This is a genomic window from Pseudomonas sp. 57B-090624, from assembly GCF_003234055.1.
Lineage (GTDB): Bacteria > Pseudomonadota > Gammaproteobacteria > Pseudomonadales > Pseudomonadaceae > Metapseudomonas > Metapseudomonas tohonis.
On the sequence record NZ_QKRU01000022.1, the window covers coordinates 67,740 to 92,149 of the forward strand.

Sequence of the window (24,410 nt, forward strand, 5' to 3'; positions counted from 1 at the left end):
TCGGCGAAGGGGTCGGCGCTGCGGCTGTCGACGCAGGCTTCGACGCGGTCGATGCCGTAGCGGTCGTAGCTGCGCAGGATGACCTCGGTCACCTCGCCACGGGGCACGAATTCGCCGTCCAGCGGGGCGATGATCGACAGCTGCGGCGGGGTGCGGTCCGGCTGCAGGTCGTAGCCCACCTGGAAGTAGCGGTAGCTTTCCTGGCCGGCCAGGCCGAAGCCCACGCGCAGCTCGGCGGTGATCGGGGTGGCCGTGGTCGGCGCGCCCGGCAAATCGCGCAGGCGCGGGTGCGGCAGGCTCAGGCTGGCCAGGCCGCTGGCGCGGTCGAAGCTGGCGGCCTGGTAGCGGCCGTCCAGCAGGCGCACCTCGGTGCTGCGCACCAGGTCCAGGTCGCCGCTGATGGCGAAGCGCAGCTCGGCCGGGGTGCTCTCCTCCACCGGGGTCGGCAGGGTGCTGAACGAGGCCAGGCCCAGGTCCGGGGCGCTGATCTCGGCGTCGAAGCGGCGGTCGACGCTGTTGCGGCCGTCGCTGGCGCGCAGCAGCAGGCTGAAGCCCTGGTACTCGCCGTTGAGGTCGAGGCTGAACTCGCCCTTCTGCACCGGCACCCAGTCGGTCTTCCAGGTCTGGCCGCCATCGGCGGACAGGCGATAGGCGAAGGCGAGCTTGTCGGCGGCCAGCAGGTTGTCCTGGGCGCTGACCTTGAAGCCGTAGCGGTTGCCGGTCTTCAGGCGCACCGCCGGGCTCAGCGGGCGGCCATCCTGCAACGCGATCTGCAGGGAGTCGTAGCGCGGCGCCAGGCGGTCTTCGGCCTGGAACACGCCGTTGTAGGCGCCGGCCTTGATCAGCGCGTTGTCGCGGGCCGGGTTGCCGGCGGCGTCGCGGATGCCGCTCAGGGCGATCTGGTAGAGGGCGTTGGCCTCCAGCTGGGCATCGGCGCGCAGGCGCAGCTCCAGGCGCTTGCCCTGGGCGATGAGGGGCTGGAAGCGGGCGCTGACGTCTTCGCTCGGCTGGGCGTGGGTCTCGTAGTCCTTGAACACCTTGATGACGCTGACGCCCTGGGCCTGCAGCGGCTCGTCGGCCTCCAGCACCAGCGACTGCGACGCGCCCAGGGCGCTGATCAGGCGCACGCTCGGGGCGGTGTCGTCGACGGCGGTGAGCCACTGGGCCGGGACGCTGTCGACGCGCTCGCCGCTGGATTCACGCACCACCGAGACCTGGTACTGCCAGCCCGGCTGGCTGGGCGGGGTGACGAAGTTCAGGCCGTCGTCGGCCAGGGTGAAGGCCACGCGGTTGCTGGCGGTGGGCTGGATGCCCTGGCCGGCCGGGTACCAGTGCAGGCTGAGGCCCTCGGACAGGCCCTGGGCGGCGATGTGCACCTGGGTGCCGCCGGCGTCGCTGACCACCGCACCGGCGGCATGGGCGGACTGCACCGCGTCGATGGCCAGCGGGGTGACCACGGCCAGGGCGGTGGGCAGGGTGGCGCGTTCGTCGCCGTAGCGGGCCTGCAGGCTGTAGAGGCCGGCCTGTTCCATCTGCAGGCGGAAGCTCAGCTGGTCGCCGGTCGCGTTGGCCTGCAGCTGGTTGCGGCCGAGCACGCGGTCGCCCACCTGGAGTTCGTCGATCAGGTGCAGCTGGCGGCCACGCAGCACGTAGTCGCGCGGTACGCCGCTGATGCTGCGGTTGGGTTGCAGGCTGTCCAGGCGCACCTGGGCGGCGCCGAAGAAGTCCACGGCATCCACCAGCCACGGCAGGTCGATGTTCACCTCGGCGCCCTGCAGCCAGTCCAGCGGTGCCTGGCTCAGTTGCAGGCGATAGAGACCGGCCGGCTGGAAGCTCGGCTGTTGCACCAGCGCGCGCAGCTCGCGGCCCAGTACCTGGGAGTCGCTGGCGATGCTCTCGCCGCTGGCCGAGGACAGCGCCAGGCGCGCCTCGCGCCAGGCGTATTCGGCACCGGACAGGCGCAGGCCCACCGGCTCGTCGGCGGCGGCCAGGCTTTCCGGGGCCAGGCCCCAGGCGTTGTTCAGCGGTACGGCGGCGTTGAAGTAGTTGCCGCCGTTGCTCCATTCCAGCAGGTCGCCGTGCAGCTCCAGTTGCCCCAGCGAACCCACCTCGGCGCTGCCGACGGTGATCGCGGCCACTTCACGGGCGACCAGGCGGCGCTGGGCGTCCAGGTCGAGGTCGAGCACCTGCAGGCGGCCGTTGTCCAGCCAGGCCAGCAGTTCGCCCTGGCTGGTGAGCTTGCCGATGCGGGCGGGGAGTTCCAGCTCGCCGAGCACCGGCTCGCCACGGCCGCGCAGCAGGGCGGCGCGTTGCAGCACCTGCAGCCCGGAGGTGCCTTGCAGGTAGAGACGCGAGCCGTCGAGCCACAGGGACCTGGCGCCGGCCAGGCCATGCACCTGGGTGGCCAGCAGCTGGGCCGGGTCGCGGACGTTGCGCACCTCCAGGCGGTCGCCGTAGAGCAGGTAGAGGGCGCGACCGTCCAGCGCCAGGTCGACCAGCGTGCCGGCGGCGAGGGTCAGCTCCTTCAGCTCGGGGCCCTGGACCTGGCCGTGGAACACGCGGTTGCCGGACCTGGCCAGCACCAGGTCACCGGCGATGCGCACCTTGTCGTAGGCGACCTGGCGGCTGTTGGCCAGGGCCGGCAGCGCCTGGGGCGAATAGAGGTTGGCCAGGTCATAGACCTGCAGGCGGGTCTTGTCGCCCAGCACCGCGGCGTAGCGATCGCCCAGGGCCAGGTCGACCACCTCGGCGGCGGCCTGCCACTTGGCCAGCAGTTGCGGCGTGCTGCCGTCGCGCAGGCTGTAGAGCTGCACGTCGCGGTTGTTGCCGGTGAGCAGCAGGTCGCCCTGGCGGCGGAACTGCTGGACGCCTTGCAGCTGGCGGCGGGCCGGCAGTTCGATGCGCAGGCTGGCGTCGCTGGAAAGATCGCCCGCGAAGCCCTGGTTGCTTACGTCCACCAGCAGCTGGCCGAGGCTGTTCTCCGGCACGGCGAAGCTGATGAGATCGGCGCGTTCCAGGCGGGTCTCGGCGATCTGCCGGCCGTTGACCCGGACCACGGTGGATTCGCCGAAGCCACGGCCCTGCAGGCCGATGATCTCGCCGGCGTTGTAGGTGAAGCGCTTGGCCTGGGCATTGAGGGTGCCGGCCAGGCGGTCGTAGAGGCCGGACTGGTCGATGCGCGGATCGGCCACATAGGTCAGCGCGGCGCCACGGAAGGCTTCCTGGCCGCCCTGCTTCAGGCGCAGGCCCACCGGCAGGTTGCGGTCCGGCGAGGCCACCAGGCCCGGCACGCGGAAGCGCAGCTGGTTGTCGTCACGGTAGAGCACATCGCCCGCCGGCACGCGCTGGCCGCCCACCTCGATCGCCAGGACCTCGGCGAAGTTGCGGCCACGCAGGGTGATTTCGGCACCGCCACGCCAGCTGGCCTGGCGCGGCGAGACGCTGTCGAGCGCCGGCTGTTGCTGGTCGTCGGCGACGAAGCCGAAGCGGTAGTCGTGGCCCAGGGTGCGGCCCTGCTGGTCGCGCAGGGCGGCGCCCAGTTGCACCTGGTACTGCTTGCCGGCCTGCAGCGAGGCCGGGCGCAGCACCAGGCGGCCGACACCGACCTGGGCCACCTGGGCCGGGACCGGGGCGCCGTCGAGCAGCAGTTGCACCAGCTGGGCGCCCTGGTCGCGCAGCTGGGCGTTGTCCAGCAGGCGGTTGAACTGCACCTCGATGGCGCCGTCGCGCGGCAGGCGGCCGGACGGCAGCGGCTGCTGGGACAGGATGGCGAGGTTCTGGTAGGCCAGGGTGTTGAGGCTGCCGCCCAGGTAGTTGGCGGAATCCAGGCTCGGCAGCGGGTTCTCCGCAGGGGCGCCGTCCAGGTAGACGAAGGCGCTGCCGGCGTACAGGGCCTGGCTGCCCAGGGACAGGCTGTTGACGTTGCCGAGCACGCTGAAGTAGTCGCGCAGGCCAATGCTGGCGCGGGCGTCGCCGTTGAGCCACGGGGAGATGTCGAACAGCTGCACGTCGCCCTGGCCGCCGGCCACGTAGAGGGTCTGGCCGGCGAGCTGCAACTGGCCGGCGAACAGGTCGCCACGGCTGACCAGGTAGGTGAGCTTGAGGTCGGCCACCGGGGTGGCGTCGTCGCTGCGGTCCAGGTTGAACAGCTGCACGGTGGCGTTCTTGCCGCTGGAGACCAGCAGGCGCTCGGGCGCCACCAGCAGGTCTTCGGGGACGAAGGGGTTGCCGGCCTGGTCGCGGGTGGCGACGCGGCGCACCACGCGGAATTCGCCGCTGGCCAGTTCCACTTCCACCAGCTGGCGCTGCTGCGGCAGGGTGGCCCAGAGGCTGGAGCCGGCGAGGCGCAGGCGACCGGGTACGCCACCCAGTTGCTGCACGCTGATCAGGCCGAGGTCGGTGAGCTTGAGGTCCTGGCCGATGCGGTACTGGCGCACGCCGTCCTTGTAGCCGACGTAGAGCAGGTCGTCGCGGCTGGCCAGGGCGTTGATCTCGCCGGCCATGTCCAGTTCGGCGAGCTTCTCCGGCGCGGCCGGCAGGGTCAGGTCGAACTGCAGCAGCTTGCGGCCGCCGGCGACGAACAGCTGGCGGTCGTTGATGGTCAGGTCGACGAAGCCACGGGGCGACAGGCCGTTGGGCGCTTCGTAGTGGTAGGCCTTGGCCTGGCCGGCGAACTCGCGGGTGACGATCACCGGGTGCACCGGGTCGCTGATGTCGGCCACCAGCAGGCGCGCGGCGTTGCTGGTCAGGGTGGCGACGCGGCCCTGGCTGTCGAGCTTGTCGAAGCTGCCACCGGTGACGGCGTACAGCAGTTGGCTCTCGGCGCCGTCGAGGCGGGCGATGGCGGAGACCGGGCTGGCCATCTCGGCCGGCAGGTTGACCGAGCCGGTGGGGATGCCGGTGTAGAAGTAGTCCACCGGCGAGTCGGTCTGTTCGCCCGGGAACAGCTGGCTGGTGGCGGCGACCCTGGCCTTGCCGAAGCTGCCGGCGGGCGCGCGCACTTCGGCGCGGTTGCTGCTGAGGATCTTCAGGTCGCCGGCCAGGGCGCCGGCGAAGCGCACCTGCATGTAGTGGTTGAAGCCACGGCCGTGCAGGGTCACCAGGTTGCCGCCCTGGGGCGGGCCGGTCTGCGGCTGCAGGTCGTCGATCTCGATCTGCGGCAGCACGGTCATGGCGCCCTGGCGGAGGTAGGACAGGCGCTGGTCGATGCGCTCGACCTTCACCGCCAGGCTGGCGCTGATGCCGGCCATCTGCAGGTCCGGCACCTCGACGCGCAGCTGGGTGTCGCTGAGTTCCAGTATCTGCTGCGGCTGCAGGCGGGTTTCGCCCAGCCACACGGCCAGCTGGTCGGCGGCGACGCCGAAGCCGCTGCCCTTGATCACGGCGACTTCGCCACCGGTGGCGTGGAAGTAGTGCAGGCCCGCGACGCCGGCGGCTTCGCGCTGGACCTGGGTGACCTGCGGACGGATGCCGGTGAGGCGCTCCAGCTGCAGCACGAAGGCCTGGCGCAGGGAGTGGCCGGCCAGGTCGGTGAGCGCGGTGCCCACTTCGATGCGCAGCGCGCCCTGGTAGTCGCCCTTGAAGGCGATCTGCACCTGGCCGCCACGCAGGGTGTTGGTGCCGGTCATCTCGAAGGCGCCGGCCGGCAGCGCCTGGCCGCCCTCGCCCAGGACGCGGATGGCCTGGGCCAGGTGCGCCGGGTCGGTGTTGATCAGGTTGTTGAAGGCGATCTGCACCGATTCGCCGCTGCCCAGCACGGCGCCGTTGCCGGGGGTGGCCGAAGCGACGGCGAGGTAGGGCGAGGTGTTGATCTGCACGCCCTTGCCGTTGCCCTGCATGACCTGCCCGCCGACGCTGAGCAGCTCGCCGCCGGTCTTCTGGTTCTGCCAGTAGATGGTTTCGTACTGGCCCTGGGCATTGGCTTCCAGCAGCAGGTAGGTGTCGCCGGTGCCGACGCTGATCAGGCCCTGCTGGACCTGCAGGGTCGGGCGACCGAGGGACGCGCTGATGGAGTCGCCGGAGACGGTGCCGCGCTCGATGGCCTGGACGCGGTAGTCGAGCTTGTCGCCGAAGTCCTTGAAGGTGGCCAGGTGCAGCTGCTTGTCGCGCAGGAACAGCACGTACAGCTGGCCGTTGAGCCATTGCAGGTCCACCGGCGCGCCCAGCAGGTCGGCGCGCAGGCTGCCGTCGAAGGGAATGCTCGGCAGCGGCGCCTGGGCGCCCAGTTCGTTGCGGCCCAGGGGCAGGAAGCGCACGTAGCCGGTGCCCAGGTCGTTGGCGGCGGCCACGGCCAGGGCGCCATGCTCGCTCTCCACGGCCAGGTCGAGGGCGCGGTGGTTGGGCAGGGTCAGGCTGGAGACCAGCAGCGGGCGGCCGAGGTCGTTGACGTCCACCACGCGCACGCCGTCGCGGTCGTTGGCCAGGTACACCAGGCTGCCGAGGGTCTCCAGGCCCAGCACCGGCTGGTCGAGGCGCAGCTGGGACAGGCGGATCGGCCGTTCCCACAGCCCGATGTCGTAGATCTCCAGGCCGGCCGGCATCAGGAAGCGGTTGGAGCTGGTGGGCGCGGAGCCCGCCTTGACGCCGACGAACAGGGTGTCGCCCACCACCTGGGCGGCGCCGATCTGCATCGGCGGGTAGTTCGGCAGCACGATGCCCAGGCCCTGCGGCAGGGTGTAGGACAGCGCGCCGACCTTGACCTCGCGGGTGCTGGCGCCGCTGGGGATGCGCAGGAAGACGTCGTAGATGTCCGGGTCGATCACGCCCGGCAGGATGAAGTCGAAGTCACGCTGGGTCTCGACGTCGTCCTGCAGGTCGATGGCGGCGCGGCCCGGCTCTTCGACGATGGGGCTGCGGCCGGTGTAGATCTCGGTGGCGCCATGGCGGGCACGCAGGACCACGCGGGTGCCCGGCAGCAGCACGTCGGCGGACGCCTTGATGCTGACGAGGGTGCCGCCCTTCTTGCTCGCGGAATCCGGGCTGATGCGGTACTTGACCTGGTCCAGCGCCTGCTCGGCGCCGATCACCAGGGCGCCCAGGTAGTCCTCGCGCAGGCCGCCGTCTTCCAGGCGCAGGTGCCACTGGCCCGGGCCGAGGGGCAGCATGTCGAGGGCGTTCGGGGCGATTTCCAGGCGCTCGGTGCTGACCCACTGCAGGGCCACCGGGTACTGGTTGACGTAGCCCTTGACGGTGCTGGAGAAGCCGCTGCCGTTGATCACCACGCGGTCCTGGGCACCACGGTGGAAGCGGGCGTTCTCCAGGTTGCGGATGCGCGGTTGGGTGGCGCCGGCGGCGGCCACCTTGAAGTCCACCTGGTAGGGCGCCCACAGGCCGCCGCCACGCAGGTTGCGCGCGGAGGCCAGCTGCAGGCGCAGGCTGGCGCCGGCGGCGGGGGTGAAGCGCAGGGTCACGCGGGTCGCGGACTGGCCGTCGCCGCCCACGGCCTCGATGCTCGGGGCCGCCAGCTCCTGCTCGCCGTTGCTGATGTCCAGCAGGCGCAGGGCGCCCGGGGCACGCAGGGATTCGAGGGTCACCGGTTCGTTGAAGCTCAGGCTCAGGGCCTGCTCGCTGGCCGGGATCAAGGCGCCCTGGGCGACACTGGCATCGAGCACCAGGGCGCCGGGCAGCTCGAGCACGGTCAGGCCCTGTTTGCCGGAGCCGGCCACCAGGCGGTTGTTGTAGAGGTCCAGGGCTTCGATGCGCTCCTGGTTGCCGGCGGAGACCACGCGCGGTTGCAGCGGCTGGGCCAGGTCCAGCACCACCACGCCGCTTTCCGCCGAGACGAACAGCAGGTTGCCGGCCATGCGCAGGGCGATGCCACGACCGGCGACGGCCTGCAGCTGCTTGTCGAGGGTGACCAGCACGCGCTCTTCGGGCTCGTCGCGGTTGACGATCTCGACGCCACGGCCGCCCACGGCCACCACCAGGTAGCGGCCATAGACCAGTGCGTCCTGCGGGTTGGCGGTGAAGCTGTAGAGGCGGGTCTGGCTCGGGTCGAACAGGTTCAGGCTGCGGATCTCGCCTTTCTCCAGGTCGACGGCCTTGGCCAGGGTCTGGTCCCAGCCCGGGCAGTTGACCCATTTGGCACCCTGCACCAGGCCGCCGCTGAGCAGCCAGCCGTTGTCGAGCTTGAGCAGGCCGGCACCTTTCAGGCCGTCCGGTGCCGCGACCCGTACCGGGTCTTCGCCATCCTGGTAGTTCAGCGCGGCCAGGCCCAGGCCGCTGGAGCCGCCGACCTTGAAGGCACAGGTGTCGCTGTTCGGCGGGTCGACATCCACCGAGGCGGTGGCGGCGAACAGGCCGTCGCCCTGCTTGACCAGCCGGCTGACGAGGCCTTCGAGCTTCTCTTCCTGGATCACCTGCAGGCCGTTCTGTTCGTCCAGGTTCAGGCGGGCGACGCCGCCATTGCCGCTGGCGATGTAGAGGCGTTTGCGCCAGGTGTTGCCTTCCCACTCGCGGGTCGGGGCGATCTGCAGGGAATCGAGGCCGAGGGTGAAGTCCTGGGCGGCCTGGCGGTCGAGGACGTCCTGCTCCTCTTCGGTGGGCTCCATGACGCCACTGGCGAGGAAGCCATCCGACAGGCGCTTGGAAATGGCCATGGCCTGGGTCTTCAGCGACAGGCGCTGGGCGTCGCTCGGCAGGGCCGGCGAGCCGCCCACCAGCAGCGGCTTGGAGGGGTCCTGCACGGAGAAGGTGGCGGCGCGGTAGTTCTCCGGCAGCCAGCCGCCGGCGGCGAGCTTCTGCTGGCCGTAGCCTTCCACCATGAGGCCGCCGTTGCTCACGGCGACGCCGGTGTCGCGGTCGATCCACAGGTCGCTGGGGAAGATCAGCGAGGGGTGCAGCTCGGCCAGCTTGCGCAGGCCGTAGCCGAAGCTGCGCTCGCCGTTCAGGCGGGCCTGGTTGCCGTAGCGGTCTTCACCCAGCACTTCCACCTTGCCCGGGGCGCCACGCGGGGTGGTGACGCGCATGCGGTTGGTGGAAAGCACCTGGATGCGGCCCACCGGCAGGCCGCCGAAGCGCACCTTGAGGCCGTCCATGACGCTGTTGCCCGGTTCGAAGCCGTCGCCGCTGAGGGTGACGCTGGTGTCGCCTGTGATCGGGCCCCAGAGCGGCGCCAGGGCGTCGAAGCGGATCGGTGCATCCACCAGCAGCGCGCCTTCGAGCACGGCCTGCTGCCAGAGCCCGTCGCGCAGCACGGACAGGGTCAGGTTGTACTGGCCGGGACGCGGCATGGCCGGGACGCTGACCTTGAGCACGGCCGGGGCGGTGTCGCTGTCGCGGGTGACGCCTTCGATCTGCAGGGCGCGGTCACCGGCGAAGAGGCGCACCTGGGCCAGGTTGGCCGGGATGCCGCGGGCGCTGACGGTGATCAGGCTGGTGGTGTTCTGGGCGATACGGCGCGGCACCACGGCTTCCAGGCTCAGGGTGTCGTCGCGGGCGCCGCGGTAGGTGAGGCCGACGCGCTGGTCCTGGGCCAGGCGCTGGAGCACCACGGTGTCGGTGGCGGACAACGGCTTGACCGAGGCGATGCCGGCCTTGGCCAGCAGGGTGAGGCGGTCGCCGGCCTTGAGGGTGTCGGCGACGCTGGCGGCCAGGGTCAGGCGGGCGTCGTTGTTGAGGATCTGCACGGTGGCCGGCAGGGTCTCGCCCTGGGGCCCGAGCAGGCTGAACAGGGCGGCGTTCGACGGGTAGAGGTCGATGGCCTTGTTGAAGCGGGCGATGACCTGCAGGCTGCCGTCGACCTGGCGGTCGAGGATGCCGTTGCGCGGGTCGACGGTGTGCAGCTTGAGCACCACGTCCGGCACCACCTGCAGCACGCTGCCCTTGGCGTCGACACCCCCGGCGTGGGCGGCGTATTCGCTGGCCACCACGCTTTCCACGCTGCCGCCCTCGGGGGCCTGCATGCTGCGGCTGGGTTGCGGGCGCAGCGGGTCGGTGACGTCGATGCTGAGCACGCCCTTGTCGCCACGGGCCACATAGAGGGTGTTGCCGTTGTAGTCCAGGTCGTAGACGTAGCCGATGTCGTTGACGCGGGCGACCACCTGGGGACGGTTCGGGTCCTGCAGGTCGACCACGGCGACGCCGCTGGCGCCGGCGGCCACGTAGGCATAGCGGCCCTGCAGCACCACGCGGGTGCCCGGCAGGTCGAGGTGGCCGAGGCGCTGCAGGCCCTGGCCGCTGCTCTGGCCGTAGACCTGGAAGCCGCCGCTGCCGTTCTCTTCCTTGCTCAGCAGGCGGTTGCTGGGGAAGTCGAAGGCGCCGCCCACGGTGACCAGCAGGCCGCTCTCGCCGGCGGCGGCGTCACGGGTGGCGACGTCGAGCATCGGCAGGCGCGGGTCGCTGGCCAGGCTTTCCACCAGGTAGGTCTTGTTGGGCAGGAAGGCGTCGACCACGCCCAGGCCTTCCTCGCCCATGGCCAGCAGCACGCGGGCGTTGCGCACCCGCAGGCCGCGCACGGCGCTGGAGGGCAGCTCCAGGGAGCCGATCAGGGTGGTGCGCGAGGGGTCGAGGCTGTCGAAGGCCACGGTGAACAGTTGCGCGGCGTCGGGCTTGCCGCCGGCCAGGTGCACGGCGGTGACGTAGACGCGGTCGGAGCCGCGCTCGAAGTAGGGTTCGACGCCCACGGCGATGTAGCCGGACGGCAGGCTGATGGAGGAGATGACGCGGTCGTCGCGGCCATCGCGGTTGCGGTCGATCAGGCGCAGCAGGTCGTCCGGGTTCAGCGGCTTCTGCGGGTCGGCGGTGTAGTTGCCGGCGTTGAGGTCGTAGACCAGCACGCCGTTGCTGCCCTGGGCGGAGAACAGGTAGCTGCCGCTGGGGTCCAGCGCCAGGTCGTAGACGCGGCCCTTGTCGCGGATCTGCGACTGCGGCGGCTGCTGGAAGGTGAAGGACTGCGCCAGGGTGCCCTGCTGACCGTTGGCCAGGCGCACGCGCACATCCACCGTGCCGATGGGGCCGGGCGGGGTGATGACTTCCAGGGTTTCGCCGTCGAGCACCTTGAACTGCTCGGCGAGGATGTCGCCGAAACTGACGGTCATGGCGCCCAGTTCGCTGCGGAAGCCCTGGCCCTTGATCAGCACGCGGGTGCCGCCGTTCAGCGAACCCTGTGCCGGGGACAGCGAGCGCAGCAGCAGCGGCTCGACGAATTGCACGGCGCCGACGCGGGTGGCCTTGCTGCCGTTGCCGGCGACCACTTGCAGGCTGGCCGGGCCGGGCAGGCTGGCCGGTGCCTGGACACGGTAGCGGGCGCTGCCGTCGGGCAGGGATTCGGCCAGGGTGCCGGTGGCGGTCTGGCCGGAGACGGTGAACTGCGGCTGGCCGGTGACGCCGGACAGGTGCACGGTGATCTCGCCACCGCCGACATCGAGCATCGACGGCCGGCTGTCGAGGATGGCCACCTGGGCACCGCCGGCCAGGCCGCTGCGGAAGTGGATGGCGTGTTCCATCAGGCCACGGCTGCGGCGGCTGGCCAAATCGCCCTTGAGGATCAACTGGTGGCTGGCATTGGCCAGCAGCGCCTGCTCGGGGACCAGGGTGAGGGTGCGCGGGTCGGCGCTGCGCTGCAGGGCGAAGGGCAGGCTGGTGGCCGGCTGGTCGCCCTGGGCGTCGCGCTGCAGCACCAGGAACTGGCGCAGCTGCTCGTCGCTCATGGCGGCGAGGGAACGGGTGAAGCGCAGCTCCAGGGGGCTGTCCAGGGGCACGCCGTCGGCCTGGTCGCGGGGCGTGGAGCCCACCAGTTCCAGGGTCAGCAGGTCCACCAGGCCGAGGTGGGAGACTCTGCCAGCCGTGGCGTCGGCGCGCAGGGCGAAGCCGGCGATGCCCTGGTCGGTGATGACCAGCGGCTGGGTGCGCCAGGGCTTCTTCAGCAGGCCGTCGTATTCGTACTGATAATCGGCGGGGCGTACGCAATAAGGCAGGCTGAGGGCGTCCAGCAGGCCGATGTCGGCGGGGCGGCTGAAGTCGTAGAAGCCCAGGTAGGCCTGCAGGCCCTTCTCGCAGGCGGCGAGGTCGTCGCTGCCGGTGTAGGTCAGGTTGAGGCCGGTGGTGGCCTGGGCGGCGATGCCACGGCTGTCGCCCGGCACGCTGAAGCCGCCGGAGAGGTAGCGGCCCTGCTCGCGGATGAAGGCCGGGCGGCTGGCGTCGTAGAGGTTCAGGCCGTTGCCGGTGGCGAAGCGGCTGCCGTCGGCGGTGAGGCCGATGTAGCCACCCACGCGGGATTCGCCCAGCTGCGGCAGGGACGGACGCGACAGGTCGAAGACCACGCGGGCGCCACCGTTGACCACGTGCAGGCTGTCGCCGATGACGGCGATGTCCTGGACGTTGCCCAGGGTCTGCACGCGACCGTCGATGCTGGCCTGGGTGATGCGGCGGACCACGGTGGGACGCAGCGGGTCGGCGACGCTGACCACGGCGATGCCTTCGCCGGTGGTGGCGATCAGCAGCAGGCCCTGGTGGGCGACGACCTTCTCCGGCACGGCCTGGGTGAAGGGCAGCGGCAGGCTGTAGCGGATGCCACGGTCCTTGCCCGGGGGCTGTTCGGTGAGGTCGTCGGGGTCGCGGATCTCGCGGTCGTAGACCAGCAGCACGCTGCGGCCTTCGTATTCGGTGTCGATGTAGGGGAAGTCGTAGCCGCGGCCCACCACGTAGAGCTGCTTGTCGGCCAGGGCCATGGCGCTGGGCTTCATGTCCTGCGGCAGGTTGTAGTAGCCCAGACCGTGGCGCGGCGCGGCTTCGCCGACCTTGGCCGGGTCGTATTTCACCAGGCTGATCCAGCCCGGGGCGTAGTAGTGCTCGAGCTGCTCGCGGCTGAACACCTGGTTGGGTCGGGGCGAGCCTTCGCCCAGTTCGCCCCGGCCGAGCACGTAGAACATGTGCAGGTCGCTGTCGACGGCGAGGTCGACGATCTGGCCCGGCGGCAGCTTGAGCGGGTCCGGCACGTAGTCGGTGATGCCGCCCTTCTCCAGGCGCTTGTCGATGACCTCGGCGGACATCGGCTTCTCGGTCTCCAGGCCGCGATCGAGCTGCAGGCGACCGTAGAACAGGGCGTTGCGCTGGACGTAGTGGCGGCCCAGTTCGTCGTCCAGCTCCAGGTCGATGAAGCCGCGGTAGCCCTTGCCGTTCTCGTCGCGGAAGTCCGGCACCAGCAGGCTCATGCGCTCGGCGCTGTAGAGGCGCAGATCGCCCGAGCCGACCTTGATGACCTTCTTCTCCGGGTTCGGCTCGCCGCTCTTGTAGGCGGTGAGCGTCAGGCCTGCGTGGAAACCCTTGCCGACCAGGTCGACGCGGTCGTTCTTGCCGCTCTGGGCGACGCGCACCACGGCCGGGGCCAGGTGCGAGATGGACAGTTCGTCGACGAACACGAAGCCGCCGAGCACGGTGTCGGAGAGGCCGGCCTCGGTGTACAGGCTGACCGCCGCCGGGCCCGGGTAGTTGGGCACGGTGCGGGCGTAGAGGCTGATCACGCCGCTGGCGGCGTCGACCGCGCGGCGCTCGATCACCAGCGGCTCGCCCCCCACCAGCAGGCGCGGCTGGTCGCCGAAGTTGAGGCCACGGACGATCAGTTCGGTGCCGCCGCGCACGTCGCCGACGTTGACGCAGGCGCTGCGCTCGGCGCTTTCGCGGGTGCAGATGCTCTGGATGTCCGGGTAGGCGGCGTCGGCCGGCGCGGTGCTGAAGCTGAAGACGTAGTCGGACGCCAGCGGCTGGCCGGTGACCGGTGCCAGGCCCTGCTTGATGCGCACGTAGTAGCGCTGGCGCGGCTGCAGGCTCTGGCCGTCCTTGCGGGTGAGCTGGATGCGGCGCTTGGTGGTGTCGCTGCCACGGGCGGCGAAGGACAGGTCGAACAGGCCGGTGACGTCGCGGCCCACCTGGGCATCGCCTTCGAGCACCTGGACGAAGTCGGCCAGGCGGGTCTGTTCCGGCAGCACCGCCGACAGTTCGATGAGCATGGCCGGCAGCTGGGTGCTGACGTCGTTCTCGCCCACCTGCGGGTTGTGCTGCAACACGGTGAGGGCCGGCAGGTCGATGCGACCGATGCCGCCCTTGCCGGCGGCGACCTGGATGGCGCCACGGGCCAGGGTCACGCCACGGACGGCGAAGTTGTCGGGGGTGGCGTTGCGCTGGACCATGACCGGGACGCTGGCGTCCAGGCCGCTCTCGCCGATGCGCGCGAGGTCGAGGATCTGCACCAGGCTCTGGGTCGGCTTGTCTTCCTGGTCGGAGAGCAGCTCGGTGACGTAGGCGAGGTTGCCGGAGACGTGCACGTCGTAGAGGCCATCGGCGGCCTGGTCGGGGCGGTGCGGCTTGATTTCCACCACCTGCACCAGGCGCGGCTGGTCGGGCTCGCTGATGTCGATGCGGGTCAGGCGGGCGCTGTCGCCGCTGCCGGCCATGTCGGTGACGTAGAGCTGGTTGCCCACCAGGTGCAGGCGGTTGGCCACGCCCAGGGTGTCGATGCGTGCCACCTGGGGCATCGCCGGGGTGCTCAGGTCGGCCACCACCACGCCCTCTTCGGAGGCGGCGATGTAGGCGTAGTGGCCGCGTACCTTGACGTCGCGGGCGAAGCCGTTGGGCTTGATGTAGCCGACGTGGTAGGGCGCGGTCATGTTGGTGATGTCGATGACCTGCACGCCGCCGGCACCGTTGGCCACCAGGGCCAGGTTGCCGCTGCGGGTGAGGCCGTAGACATCCGGGTAGGGCATGTCGACGCGGCCCATCATCAGGTAGGGCAGGCCGAACTGGCCGTCGCCGTTGCGCTGGCCGAACAGCAGCAGCTCGCCGGCCTTGTTGTCCAGGTAGAGGGCGCCGGTGCCTTCGCTCGGGGTGTCGCCGCCGTGCCAGTCCTTGCGGATCTCTTCGCTGAACTGGTTGACGAACTGGCAGGCCGCGTCCCCCGACTGGCAGCTGCCGGCGTCGGTGACGCCGGACTTGCCGGCCAGCACGATGTTCTCGTCGGTGACCAGTTCGCCGATGGTGCCGCTGAAGATCTCGGCGGCGCCGTTGAGCAGCGGCGAGTAGGCGAAGTAGTCGCCCTTCTGGTTGCCCTGGGTCTCGTCCACCGCATCCATGATGTAGATGCCGGTGCGCGCTTCGGGCAGGCCGCGCAGGGCGTCTTCCTTGCTCAGCAGGCCGAGGCCCTGCTCGATGCGCAGCGGGTCGACGCTGGCCCAGGCGGCGATCATGGCGCCGCTGCGGTCGAGGGCGCGGTACTGGTCGATGGCGGTGTAGTGCACGCCCTTGGCGGGGGCCTGGGCACCGGCCTGGGGCGCGATGAAGCGGCGCTCGCTTAGCGGCCAGCCCATCTCGTGGTAGGTGTCGCGGGTGACGGTGTGGTTCGGCGTGACCACCTTGGTCAGCAGGTGCAGGCGCTCGTTGCGCAGGCCGGTACGGCGCAGCACGTTGCCCTGGCTGAAGTCGGCCCAGTAGATGTAGTAGTGCTTGTCCGGGTCGCTGACCGGGGTGGTGTCGCCCGGCTGGCGCTGGTCGTCGCGGAACAGGGTCAGCGGGTACTCGTCCGCCACCTTCCATTCGCCGGCGTCGTTCTGGTATTCGCGGCGCCAGAGCATGTTGACGTCCTGGATGGCGCCGCCCATGTCTTCGACGGACACCACCGCCCGCAGGCTTTCGCCCATGGTCAGCACGTCCTTGTCGATCGGGTAGAGCACGGCGAGGCGCGGCACCACGGTGTCTTCGAGCTTGCCGACGCGCACCACCTGGGACTCGCCCGCCTGGCCCAGCGCGTCGTAGGCGATGGCCTGGATGGTGAAGCCCTGGACGCCCGCCGGCGCGGCGAGGCGCGCACGGTAGACGTGGTCCTGGGCGTGGCTGCCGACCTGCTGCCCGTAGCTCTGCTCGGTGGTGATGACCGGTACGCCGTTGACGTAGAAGGTGACGTGGTCGATGCCCTCGGGGCCGAGGTCGTCGAAGGCCTCGACGAAGACTTCGAGGTCCTGGCCGTCGATCACCACGGCGTTGTCGTTGTCGGGCTTGACGATGCGCGCCTGCGGCGGCTTGTCAGCCTTGATCAGGATGCTGCCGGGCAGGTCCACCATGGCGGACTCATAGCCGTCGAGGTCGCGGGCCTTGGCGCGGAAGCGCAGTACCTGGTCGACGCGGCCGGTGGGCACCTTGAAGTGGAACTGGTAGGGCGCGGCGGAATCCTCGCCCAGGGCCTGGTAGGTGGGCGTGGAGCCGGCCGGGCCGATGGCGTAGTAGAGCGCGGCGCTGTCGACGCCGACCTCGGGGTCGCTGGCCTGGACCTGGACCACCACGCCACGGCCCTCGGTCAGCTCGGTGACCTCGCCCATGGCGAAGCCGCGGGCGTCCAGCAGCTTGATGGCGTTGACCTCCGGCGGCTGGTTGCGCAGCAGGTTGACCGGGATGATCTCCTTGGCCTCGTTGCCGGCCGGGTCGCGGGCGGTGATCTGCAGCTGCATCGGCAGGGATTCGGGCAGCTTGTCGGTGCGGCCCAGGTAGTCGGCGATGCTGGCCACCGGCAGGCTGCCGATGTAGGGGCCGGTGAGCAGCAGGCGGTCGGAGACGCGCTCCTCGGGGGCGAAGGTGCCGTCGCCGTTGCGATCGACGTACAGGCCCAGGCTCACCGAGCCGACGCGGACGTTGTCGCTGACTTCCAGCTGGTACGGCAGGTTGCGCTTCTCGGCGATGCTGGCGCCGCTGGCCAGCGGCTGCTTGACCAGCAGTTGCGGCGCCTTGTCGTCCTTCAGTACGCGCACGCGCACGGCCTGGGGCGTGCTGACGCTGCGGCCCTTGCCGTCGGCGCGACGCTCCAGGGCGCTGGCGGTGAGGCTGAGGTCGGTGCCGGCCTGGCCGTAGGGCACTTCGACGAGGAATTCGTAGGGGAAGACCATGTCGGTGAGGCTGCGGTCGCCGCCCTTGAGGCCGCCGATGTTGAGCACCACGCGGTCGATGCCGACGTCGTCCACGGCGTTGATTTCCACCAGCAGCAGCTGGCCTTCGGTGGTCTCGCTGTTGTTCTGCGGCGCGCCGACCACCACGCTGGGCAGCTGGTCGCGGGTGACTTCCACCGTCAGGTGTTCCTCGGCGCGGTGGGCGTCGAGGTCGCCATGGGCGACGCCGTAGGTGTCCACCGCTTCCAGGCTGAGCTGCACCTGGTTGGCCTGGGGGTTGTCCGGGTCGAAGGCGGGCATCGGCACGGAGAAGTTGTAGGGCGACTGGCGCAGGCGCATCTCGTAGGGCGGCTGGCCGTTGCCGTAGGTGGCACGCAGGTGCACGTACTCCACGCCGACGTCGTCGAAGGCCTTGGCGTTGACGTACAGCGGGTTGCCTTCCACGACCTTGGCGCCGGGCACGGGCTCGACGACGTCGATCACCGGGCGGGCATCGATGTTGATCGGGTAGCTGTTGGTGAGCACCGCGTTGTTGGCCGCGTCGAAGCCTTCCAGGCGCACGCGCACGCTGACCCGCTCGATCTGGTCGCTGCTCAGGCCGAAGGCGCGGACGATCTCGGCCAGGCGGTCGACGTGGATCAGCTGGCTGTATTCGGGGGTGTCGATGTCGACGGTGGTGACCGGCTCGTAGTCCTCGGAGGGGATGCCGTCGATGGTACGCACCACGGTGAAGGGCTGCTCGCGGTCCTGGGCTTCGCCACGCACGCGCACCGAGTAGCCGCGCGAGAGCACCAGGCGGTTGACCTTGACGTTGTCGAAGGCCTGGTAGACCAGGGTGAAGTCGCTGTCCTCGATGGCGCCGAAGCCGAGGGTGGGCCGCTTGAACAGCAGTTTCGGGCTGATGGTATCGGCCATCACCTTGATCTTGCGCTCGAACAGGCCGACCGCGCCGTCGGAGTCCTCGACCTGGGCGGTAAGCTTCAGTTCTTCGTTATGGCGGATCAGGCCCTGGGGCACTTCCAGCACGAAGGTGCGCTGCATCGCGTAGGGGCTGTCCTTGCGGCCGAAGTCGTCGGCCATGGACTTGTCGTAGCGGGCATGGATGCTGTCGTGGATGCTGGCGAAGGCGGCATCGACCACCTTGTCGCCACCGGTGACGCCGTCGCTGGAGCCGATCACCGGCAGCGGCACGCCATTGGCGAAGACCTTGAGGCGGCCGGCGGTGAGCTTGCGGTCGTCCGCGGCCACCAGGCCGACGCGGATGCGGAAGGTGCCGGCGGCGATCTCCTGGTCATCGCCCGGGGCGGTGATGCGCACCTCGGGGACCATGTTGGTCAGCGGGTGGACCAGGATGGTGCGGTCGCTGACATGACCGTAGGTGTCGGTCAGTTCGATGCGGTATTCGGTGGGCTCGCTCTGGTCGAAGAGGACCTCGGCCTGGTCGGCGGCCTGCAGCGGCGGCGCGGCGGGGCAGTTGACCTGGAAGCCGCGCTCGTAGACCACGGCGGCGACGCTGCCGTCGCGCCTGAGGCGCAGGATGCGGTAGGCGGCGAGGCCGGCGTCGTCACGCAGGTCGGTGTCGAGGCGGAAGCGTTCGTTGATCCGCACCCAGAATTCGCCGTAGTTGATGCGCGCCGGGTCGGTGAGGGCCTTCTCGTACCTGCCGTCCACCCAGTAGGTGTTGAAGCCGGTGAGGCTGAGCTGCGGCTTCTCGTTGGCGGCCAGCGGGTAGCGCAGGCTGTGTTCGGTGGTGCGACCGCTCCAGTCCTCGGCCACCAGGGTGAGCTCCAGTTCGCCGCTGGAGAACTCGCGGGGCACCTGGTAGGGCAGCTGCTGGGCACCCTGGCCGAGGTAGGTGCCGAGGTCGTGGACGACACGGCTACGGTTCTCCAGCAGGCGCAGGCTCTTCAGGCCGAGGCTGTCGTCGCCGAAGGTGGTCTTGAGGTCCAGCTGCTGCATGGGCACGGCGACGGAGCCGGCCACCGGGCTGACGATGCGCGCCTGGGGCGCCTGCTCGTCGACCCGCAGGGGCTGTTGCAGCAGGGTGCCGAGCACCAGGTCGCCGCGCTCGTGGGAGAGGCGGTCGGTGGCATGGCCGATCAGGCTCAGGCTGCTGCTCTGCACTTCGGCGGGCACCGGCAGGAGCAGGTTGTAGCGGTCTTCCGCGCGGCTCTGGGTACCGCTGTCGCCCACTTGCAGGAAGGCGGTCTGGGCATTGCCGTCGAGGCCGTCCTGGAGCAGCAGGTTGATGACGTTGCGCCCCGGTACGCGGGTGCCGCCATCGGTGCTGACGTTGGCCTGGGTGGTTTCCAGCTGGGTGATCTGCAGCTCGCGGATGAAGGCCGGCGCGCCGGCACGGGGGCGCAGCACCAGGCGGGTGACGTCGGGGCCGCCGAGGGTGGCGAGGTCGAGCAGGCCGCCGACGGCCTGCACGTCGCGCAGTGCGGGGCGCACCTGGCAGAGGCTGCGGGAGAAGGTCTCGACCTGCCAGTTGCTGGTCTGCGTGCCCAGCTTGAGCAGGCGCGGGGTGCCGAGCTGCTCGTTGCCGGCGAGGACCAGGCGGCCGTCCTTGACCTGCAGGAAGGGTTTCTCGTTGAGCAGCAGGTCGCCCTGCCAGCCCTGGGCCTCGGGGTAGGCGATGCTGATCAGCGGGCTGTTCTGCTGGCTGGTGGCGTCGACCCTGGTCAGGCCGCGGATGTCGCGGGCACCGCCGAGGTCGCGCAGGGAGCTGGCCAGCAGCAGGTAGCGGCCGGTGCTGGCGGGCGCGCCGTCATTGAAGTCGTCCTGCACGACCAGGCTGCCACGCAGGGGCATGCCGCGCTGCTGCTGGGCGGAGGGGGTGCTGTCCTTCCAGCTGAGCAGCGGCGCCTGGTCACGCTGGACCAGCAGGCGGCGGGTGACCTGGCTTTCGTTGCCGAGCAGGTCCTTGGCCTTGACCACCAGGGTCAGGCCGATGGGCTCGGCCTGGGGCCGGTAGCGTTCGATGTCGAGCAGGTCGTCGGCGCCGGCGGCGGGGACGCTGACCTGCGGCGTGCTGAGGCCTTCGGCCTTGGCCACTAGGTCGTCACGGCCCTGGTCGTCGAGCAGGCGCACTTCGTAGGAGGCGACGGCGGTGTCGTCCTGCAGGCTGACCTGCAGCTTGGTCTTCTGCCGCTCGAAGAGGCGCTCGGTGGGCGACTGGATGTTGATCTGCGGGCCGGTCTCGTCGCCGAGGACCTTGATGTTGATGGCCGGGGATCGGGTTTCGTTGATGCCGCGGTCACGGGCGCGCAGCACCAGTTGCAGCACCTTGCCGGCGTAGCGGCGGGCGAGCTCGGGGGTGAGGCGCAGGCGGCCGTCGAAGTCGGCGTAGAAGCGCTGGCCGACGAGGATGGCGCCGAGGGTGCCGGGGTTGGGCACCTTGACGGTCTCGACGCGGTCCTTGCGGCTGAACAGTTCCCAGGCCACGGCGTGTTCTTCGCGGGTGTCCGGGTCGATCAGCAGGGGGTCGAGGGCGTCGACGTACTGGTTGTCCCCGGCGCTGCCCTGGATCTGGAAGTTGGTGCCCGGCGGCAGGCTGAAGTCGCCTTCCGGCTTGCTCAGCTGCAGGGTCGGCGGCTCGGTGTCGTCGATGATCTCCAGCTCCAGCGAGGCCTCGCTGACCTGGTTGGCGCTGTCGTAGGCGCGCACGGCGATATCGGTATCGGCCCCGGCCTTGTTGGGCACGCGCAGGGCGGCACCGACGTAGCCTTCCTGGGACTTGGCTATGTCGGCGCCGCTGACGGTCTTGAGCACTTGCACCTGGCCGCCCTGGCGCAGGATGAATTCGACGCGGTTCACTTCGCGGTCGTCGGTGACCAGGGCCTGGGCGGTGAAGGCTTCACCTTCGTAGAGGCGCGAACCGGGAGCCGGGGCGCGGACGCTGATCTTCGGCGGCAGGTCCTTGCCGATGGGGAAGCGCCACAGGGTGGGGTCGGCGTCGTTGCCGTACTGGTCGCGGCCACGCAATTCGATCACCAGTTCCTGCTGGTCGGAGGGGACCTCCATCTGGAAGCTGTCTTCGAAGCTGGCCAGCTGCTGGTCACCGGTGAGGGCCCTGGAATACAGGGTGCGGCTGCCGCTGAGGGCGCTGAGGGCCACCAGGCGGGTGTCGTCGACGCCGCGCAGGCGGACCTGGATGCGGTTGCCGGCGTAGAGCGGCGCGCCCTGGATCGGGGCGACCACGGCCAGGCGCGGGCCGAGGGTGTCGGCCATGACCTGCACGGGCAGTTCGCGCTCGTCGCCCTGCTGGCCGCCGTCGTCGATGGCGGCGACCTTCAGGCGCAGGGCGCGGTCCTGGTTGCCCAGGTTGAGGGGCTTGAGGTCGATCACCAGGCGGTTGACGGTGTCCGGGCCGATGACGAGGCCACCCTGCTGGTCGATGCGCTTGTGCCACAGCGGGGCGCTGCCGCCATCGGCCCAGAGGCTGGCTTCGAGGGCGTGCACGGCGCGGTCGTCGTGGGCGACCACGTCCACCTGCAGGCTGTCCTGGCTGTAGATGCGGCTCTGCACCGGGTTGAGGCCGCGGACTTCGGGCTTGGCGTCGTCGGCGATGCCGATCAGCACCTTCACTTCGCTGTCGTTGCCGGCGCCATCGGTGGCCACGGCGCGGATCGGATAGCGGTCGTAGCGCACGCCATCGAGGTGCTTGAACTTGGGCGCCGCCACCACCTTGAGGGTGGAGAAGGCCTTGAGGGCGCCGGGGATGGCCTGCACCGAGAGGCTGCCATCGGCGCTGCTCAGGTGGTCGTTGGGGTTGCCGGTGAGGTAGAAGCCGACGCCTTCCTGCTTGGCCACACCGTAGAGGTCCAGGCGCTCGACGCCGACGTTGTCGTAGCCGGTGACCTTGAGCACGAAGGTGCTGTCCTCGACCACCGGGGCCAGGTCGTCGCCGGCGTCGCTGACGGTGATGGAGGGTGAGGCCAGGTTGATGACCGGGTCTTCCTCGTCCTTGCCCAGGGTGACGTTGACCGGCGCGCTGCGGGTCAGCTGGCCGGCGCTGTCGATGGCCTCGGCGTGGAGGGTCAGGGGGGTTTCCTTGTCCACGCCGGCCGGCGCCTGGTAGATCACCGCGAAGGGGGCCTTGAGGTCGGTGCCCGCCAGCTTGCCGTTGACGTAGAAGTCCACCTGGCGCAGGCCCAGGTCGTCGGTGGCGTTGGCGCGCAGCTCGACCGGCTGGCCGGAGACCAGGTGTGCGCCTTCCACCGGGTGGCTGAAGGAGACGGTCGGCGTCTGGTCGCCCTTGACCGGCAGGGTCAGCGGTTCGGAGAGGTTGGACTGCTGGTGCAGGTCGACCACGCGGGCGCGCAGTTCCAGGGTGCGGCCGAGCCAGTCCTGCTTGATCGGCAGCTGGAAGCTGTGGCTGGTGCTGCGCAGGCCGAGCTTGGTGCCGTCGTAGTCGCGGTCCTGGTGGCGGTAGGACTGCACTTCCTCGCCGTTGACCAGCAGGAAGATGTCGGTGCCGCCTTCGAGGGTGTCGTCGGTGGCCTCGACCGTGACGTTCACGGTCTGCCCCACGGTGGCGATGCTGCCGGCCGCGGGCTGGGTGATGCGGGCGGTGGGCCGCTGGTTCTCCAGCACGCGCAGCAGGCGGGCCGGGGCGTCGACCACGGCGCCGTTCTGGGCGTGCACGCGGGCGGAGAGCGCCATGCTGGTTTCCCGCAGGGAGATTTCGGGCACCTGGACGGTGACCTGCCAGACCTCGAACAGTTGCTTCTTGCTCGGGTCGCTCTCCAGGGGGCGCTGTTCGAAGATGGGGAAGCGGGTTTCACCGACCTTGCGGCCGTCCACGAAGTATTCGACCTGGCTGATGCCGCTCTGGTATTCGACGTCCGGCAGTACGCCCAGGTTGACGCTGATGGCGGCGCGCAGCGGGCTGTTCTCGACGACGCGCTGGGCGTCCACCGGGGATTCGAAGATGAACTCGGGGGCCTTGGGATTGCTCTTGGCGACGACCTGTACGGCGCGCTCGGGGCTGCTCTGGCTCTTGCCGGTTTCGTCGAAGGCCACGGCGCGCACGCGCAGGGTGCGACCTTCCAGCTCCTGTTCGATGGGCAGGCTGAGGGCGTAGGGCGGGGACAGGCGGCGCCCGACCATGCTGCCGTCGAGCCAGAACTCGACGCTTTTCACGCCGACGTCATCGCTGGCGCTGGCCTGGAGTTCGAGCACCGAGCCGACGGCGATGCTGGCTTCGGGCTGCAGGTCGACGGCGGGAGCGGCGTCCTGGGCGGCGACCGGGAGGTCGACGCCGATGTCCGGGTAACGCTGCAGGCGGGCGTGCAGCAGCATCGGGCTCTGCTCGGGCACCTGGGCACGGGCGCGCAGTTGCAACTGGTCGTTGCGCTCGAGGATGCCCTCGCTGCCGTTGGGCAGTTGCAGTTCGACGGCAAGGCTGTCGGCCAGGGGCGACTCGCTGCCGTCGTCGAACACCGCGAGGATCGCCGGCAGCGCCTGGAAGTCGTTGAGGCGCGGCAGGACCAGGGGCTGGCCGGCGGCCTGGCCTTCGAAACGCAGGGCGGTGAGGCGGCGGCTGTAGTCGACCTTCACCGGCAGGCTGACTTCGGGCAGGCCGGGGTAGCTCACATAAACAAAGACCGCCTCGGAGGCGGTCTCTTGCAATGGATAGACAACGCCTTCGGCGCTGACCCAGACCAGGTCCGGGTTGGAGGAGCGGTAGCTGATGCCGTTGCCCAGCCCGGCCAGGGGGGTCGGCCCGCGGAATTCGAAGTCGACCTCGGGAACCAGGCGGGCCGACTGCAGGGCGTCGCTGAAGACCAGCCGATCAGGGTGTACGGCAATGGAGCGGGCGGCTTCCTCGACGCTCTCGCCGATGAAGCGGATGTCGGAGAAGCTGCTCTGGTTGCCGGAAGCATCGACGGCGACCGCCTGGACCATGACCAGGGCGTTGCGCGCCACTTCCTCGGCACTCAGGGGGGCGTCCAGGCGCTGGCGCAGGCTGTAGCGCTGCTGGCCGTCGACCTTGGGGAAGACCCGGCGCGCTTCGGCCATGCGCAGGAAGGCCTTGCGCTCGGCCTGGCTGACCACGCCGCCGGCGGCGCGCAGGTCGGAGGCGCGCAGGCCGGTGAGGGACAGGCTGAGGTAGCTGAGGTCGATGTCGTCCTGGGCGTCGAAGCTGGCCACCAGGTACTGCTCGCCATCCTGGCTCTCGATCGCCAGCTGGGTGAGTTCCAGCTGCGGGGCCACGGCTTCCTGCTGGAAGGTTTCGCTGTAGTCCTGGATCCGGCCGTCGGCATAGACCAGCTTGACCGCCGGCTGCAGGACGTCGTCGCCTTCGAGGCGGAAGCTGAAGGAGCAGGCGACGCTGGAGTCGGTGTCACGCGTGGCGTCGGTCGGCAGGAATCGCTTGCCGCTGGCGGGAATGCTGACTTCGGCCAGGTCGCGGCAATCATCGAGGGAGAGGACGTAGTCGGCGGCGTTGCCGGTGGAGCCGAGGGCGGAGGCGGTGCGGATGTCTATTTCGGATGCAAAGGTTTCAGGGGCCGCTAGCGCGATCAGCGCAGCGAGCAC

The 24,410-nt window shown here is 70.2% G+C and carries 1 protein-coding gene (only partly in view); it reads right to left on the reverse strand.

The genetic code is table 11. From position 1 onward, the window contains the following. On the reverse strand, positions 1 to 24,410 hold the 5' portion of the coding sequence (locus tag DMX10_RS12630) for an Ig-like domain-containing protein (protein WP_111261383.1). It extends 18,478 nt beyond the left edge of the window; 24,410 of the gene's 42,888 nt are visible here — the first part of the coding sequence; the start codon lies at positions 24,408 to 24,410; its stop codon lies beyond the left edge, outside the window.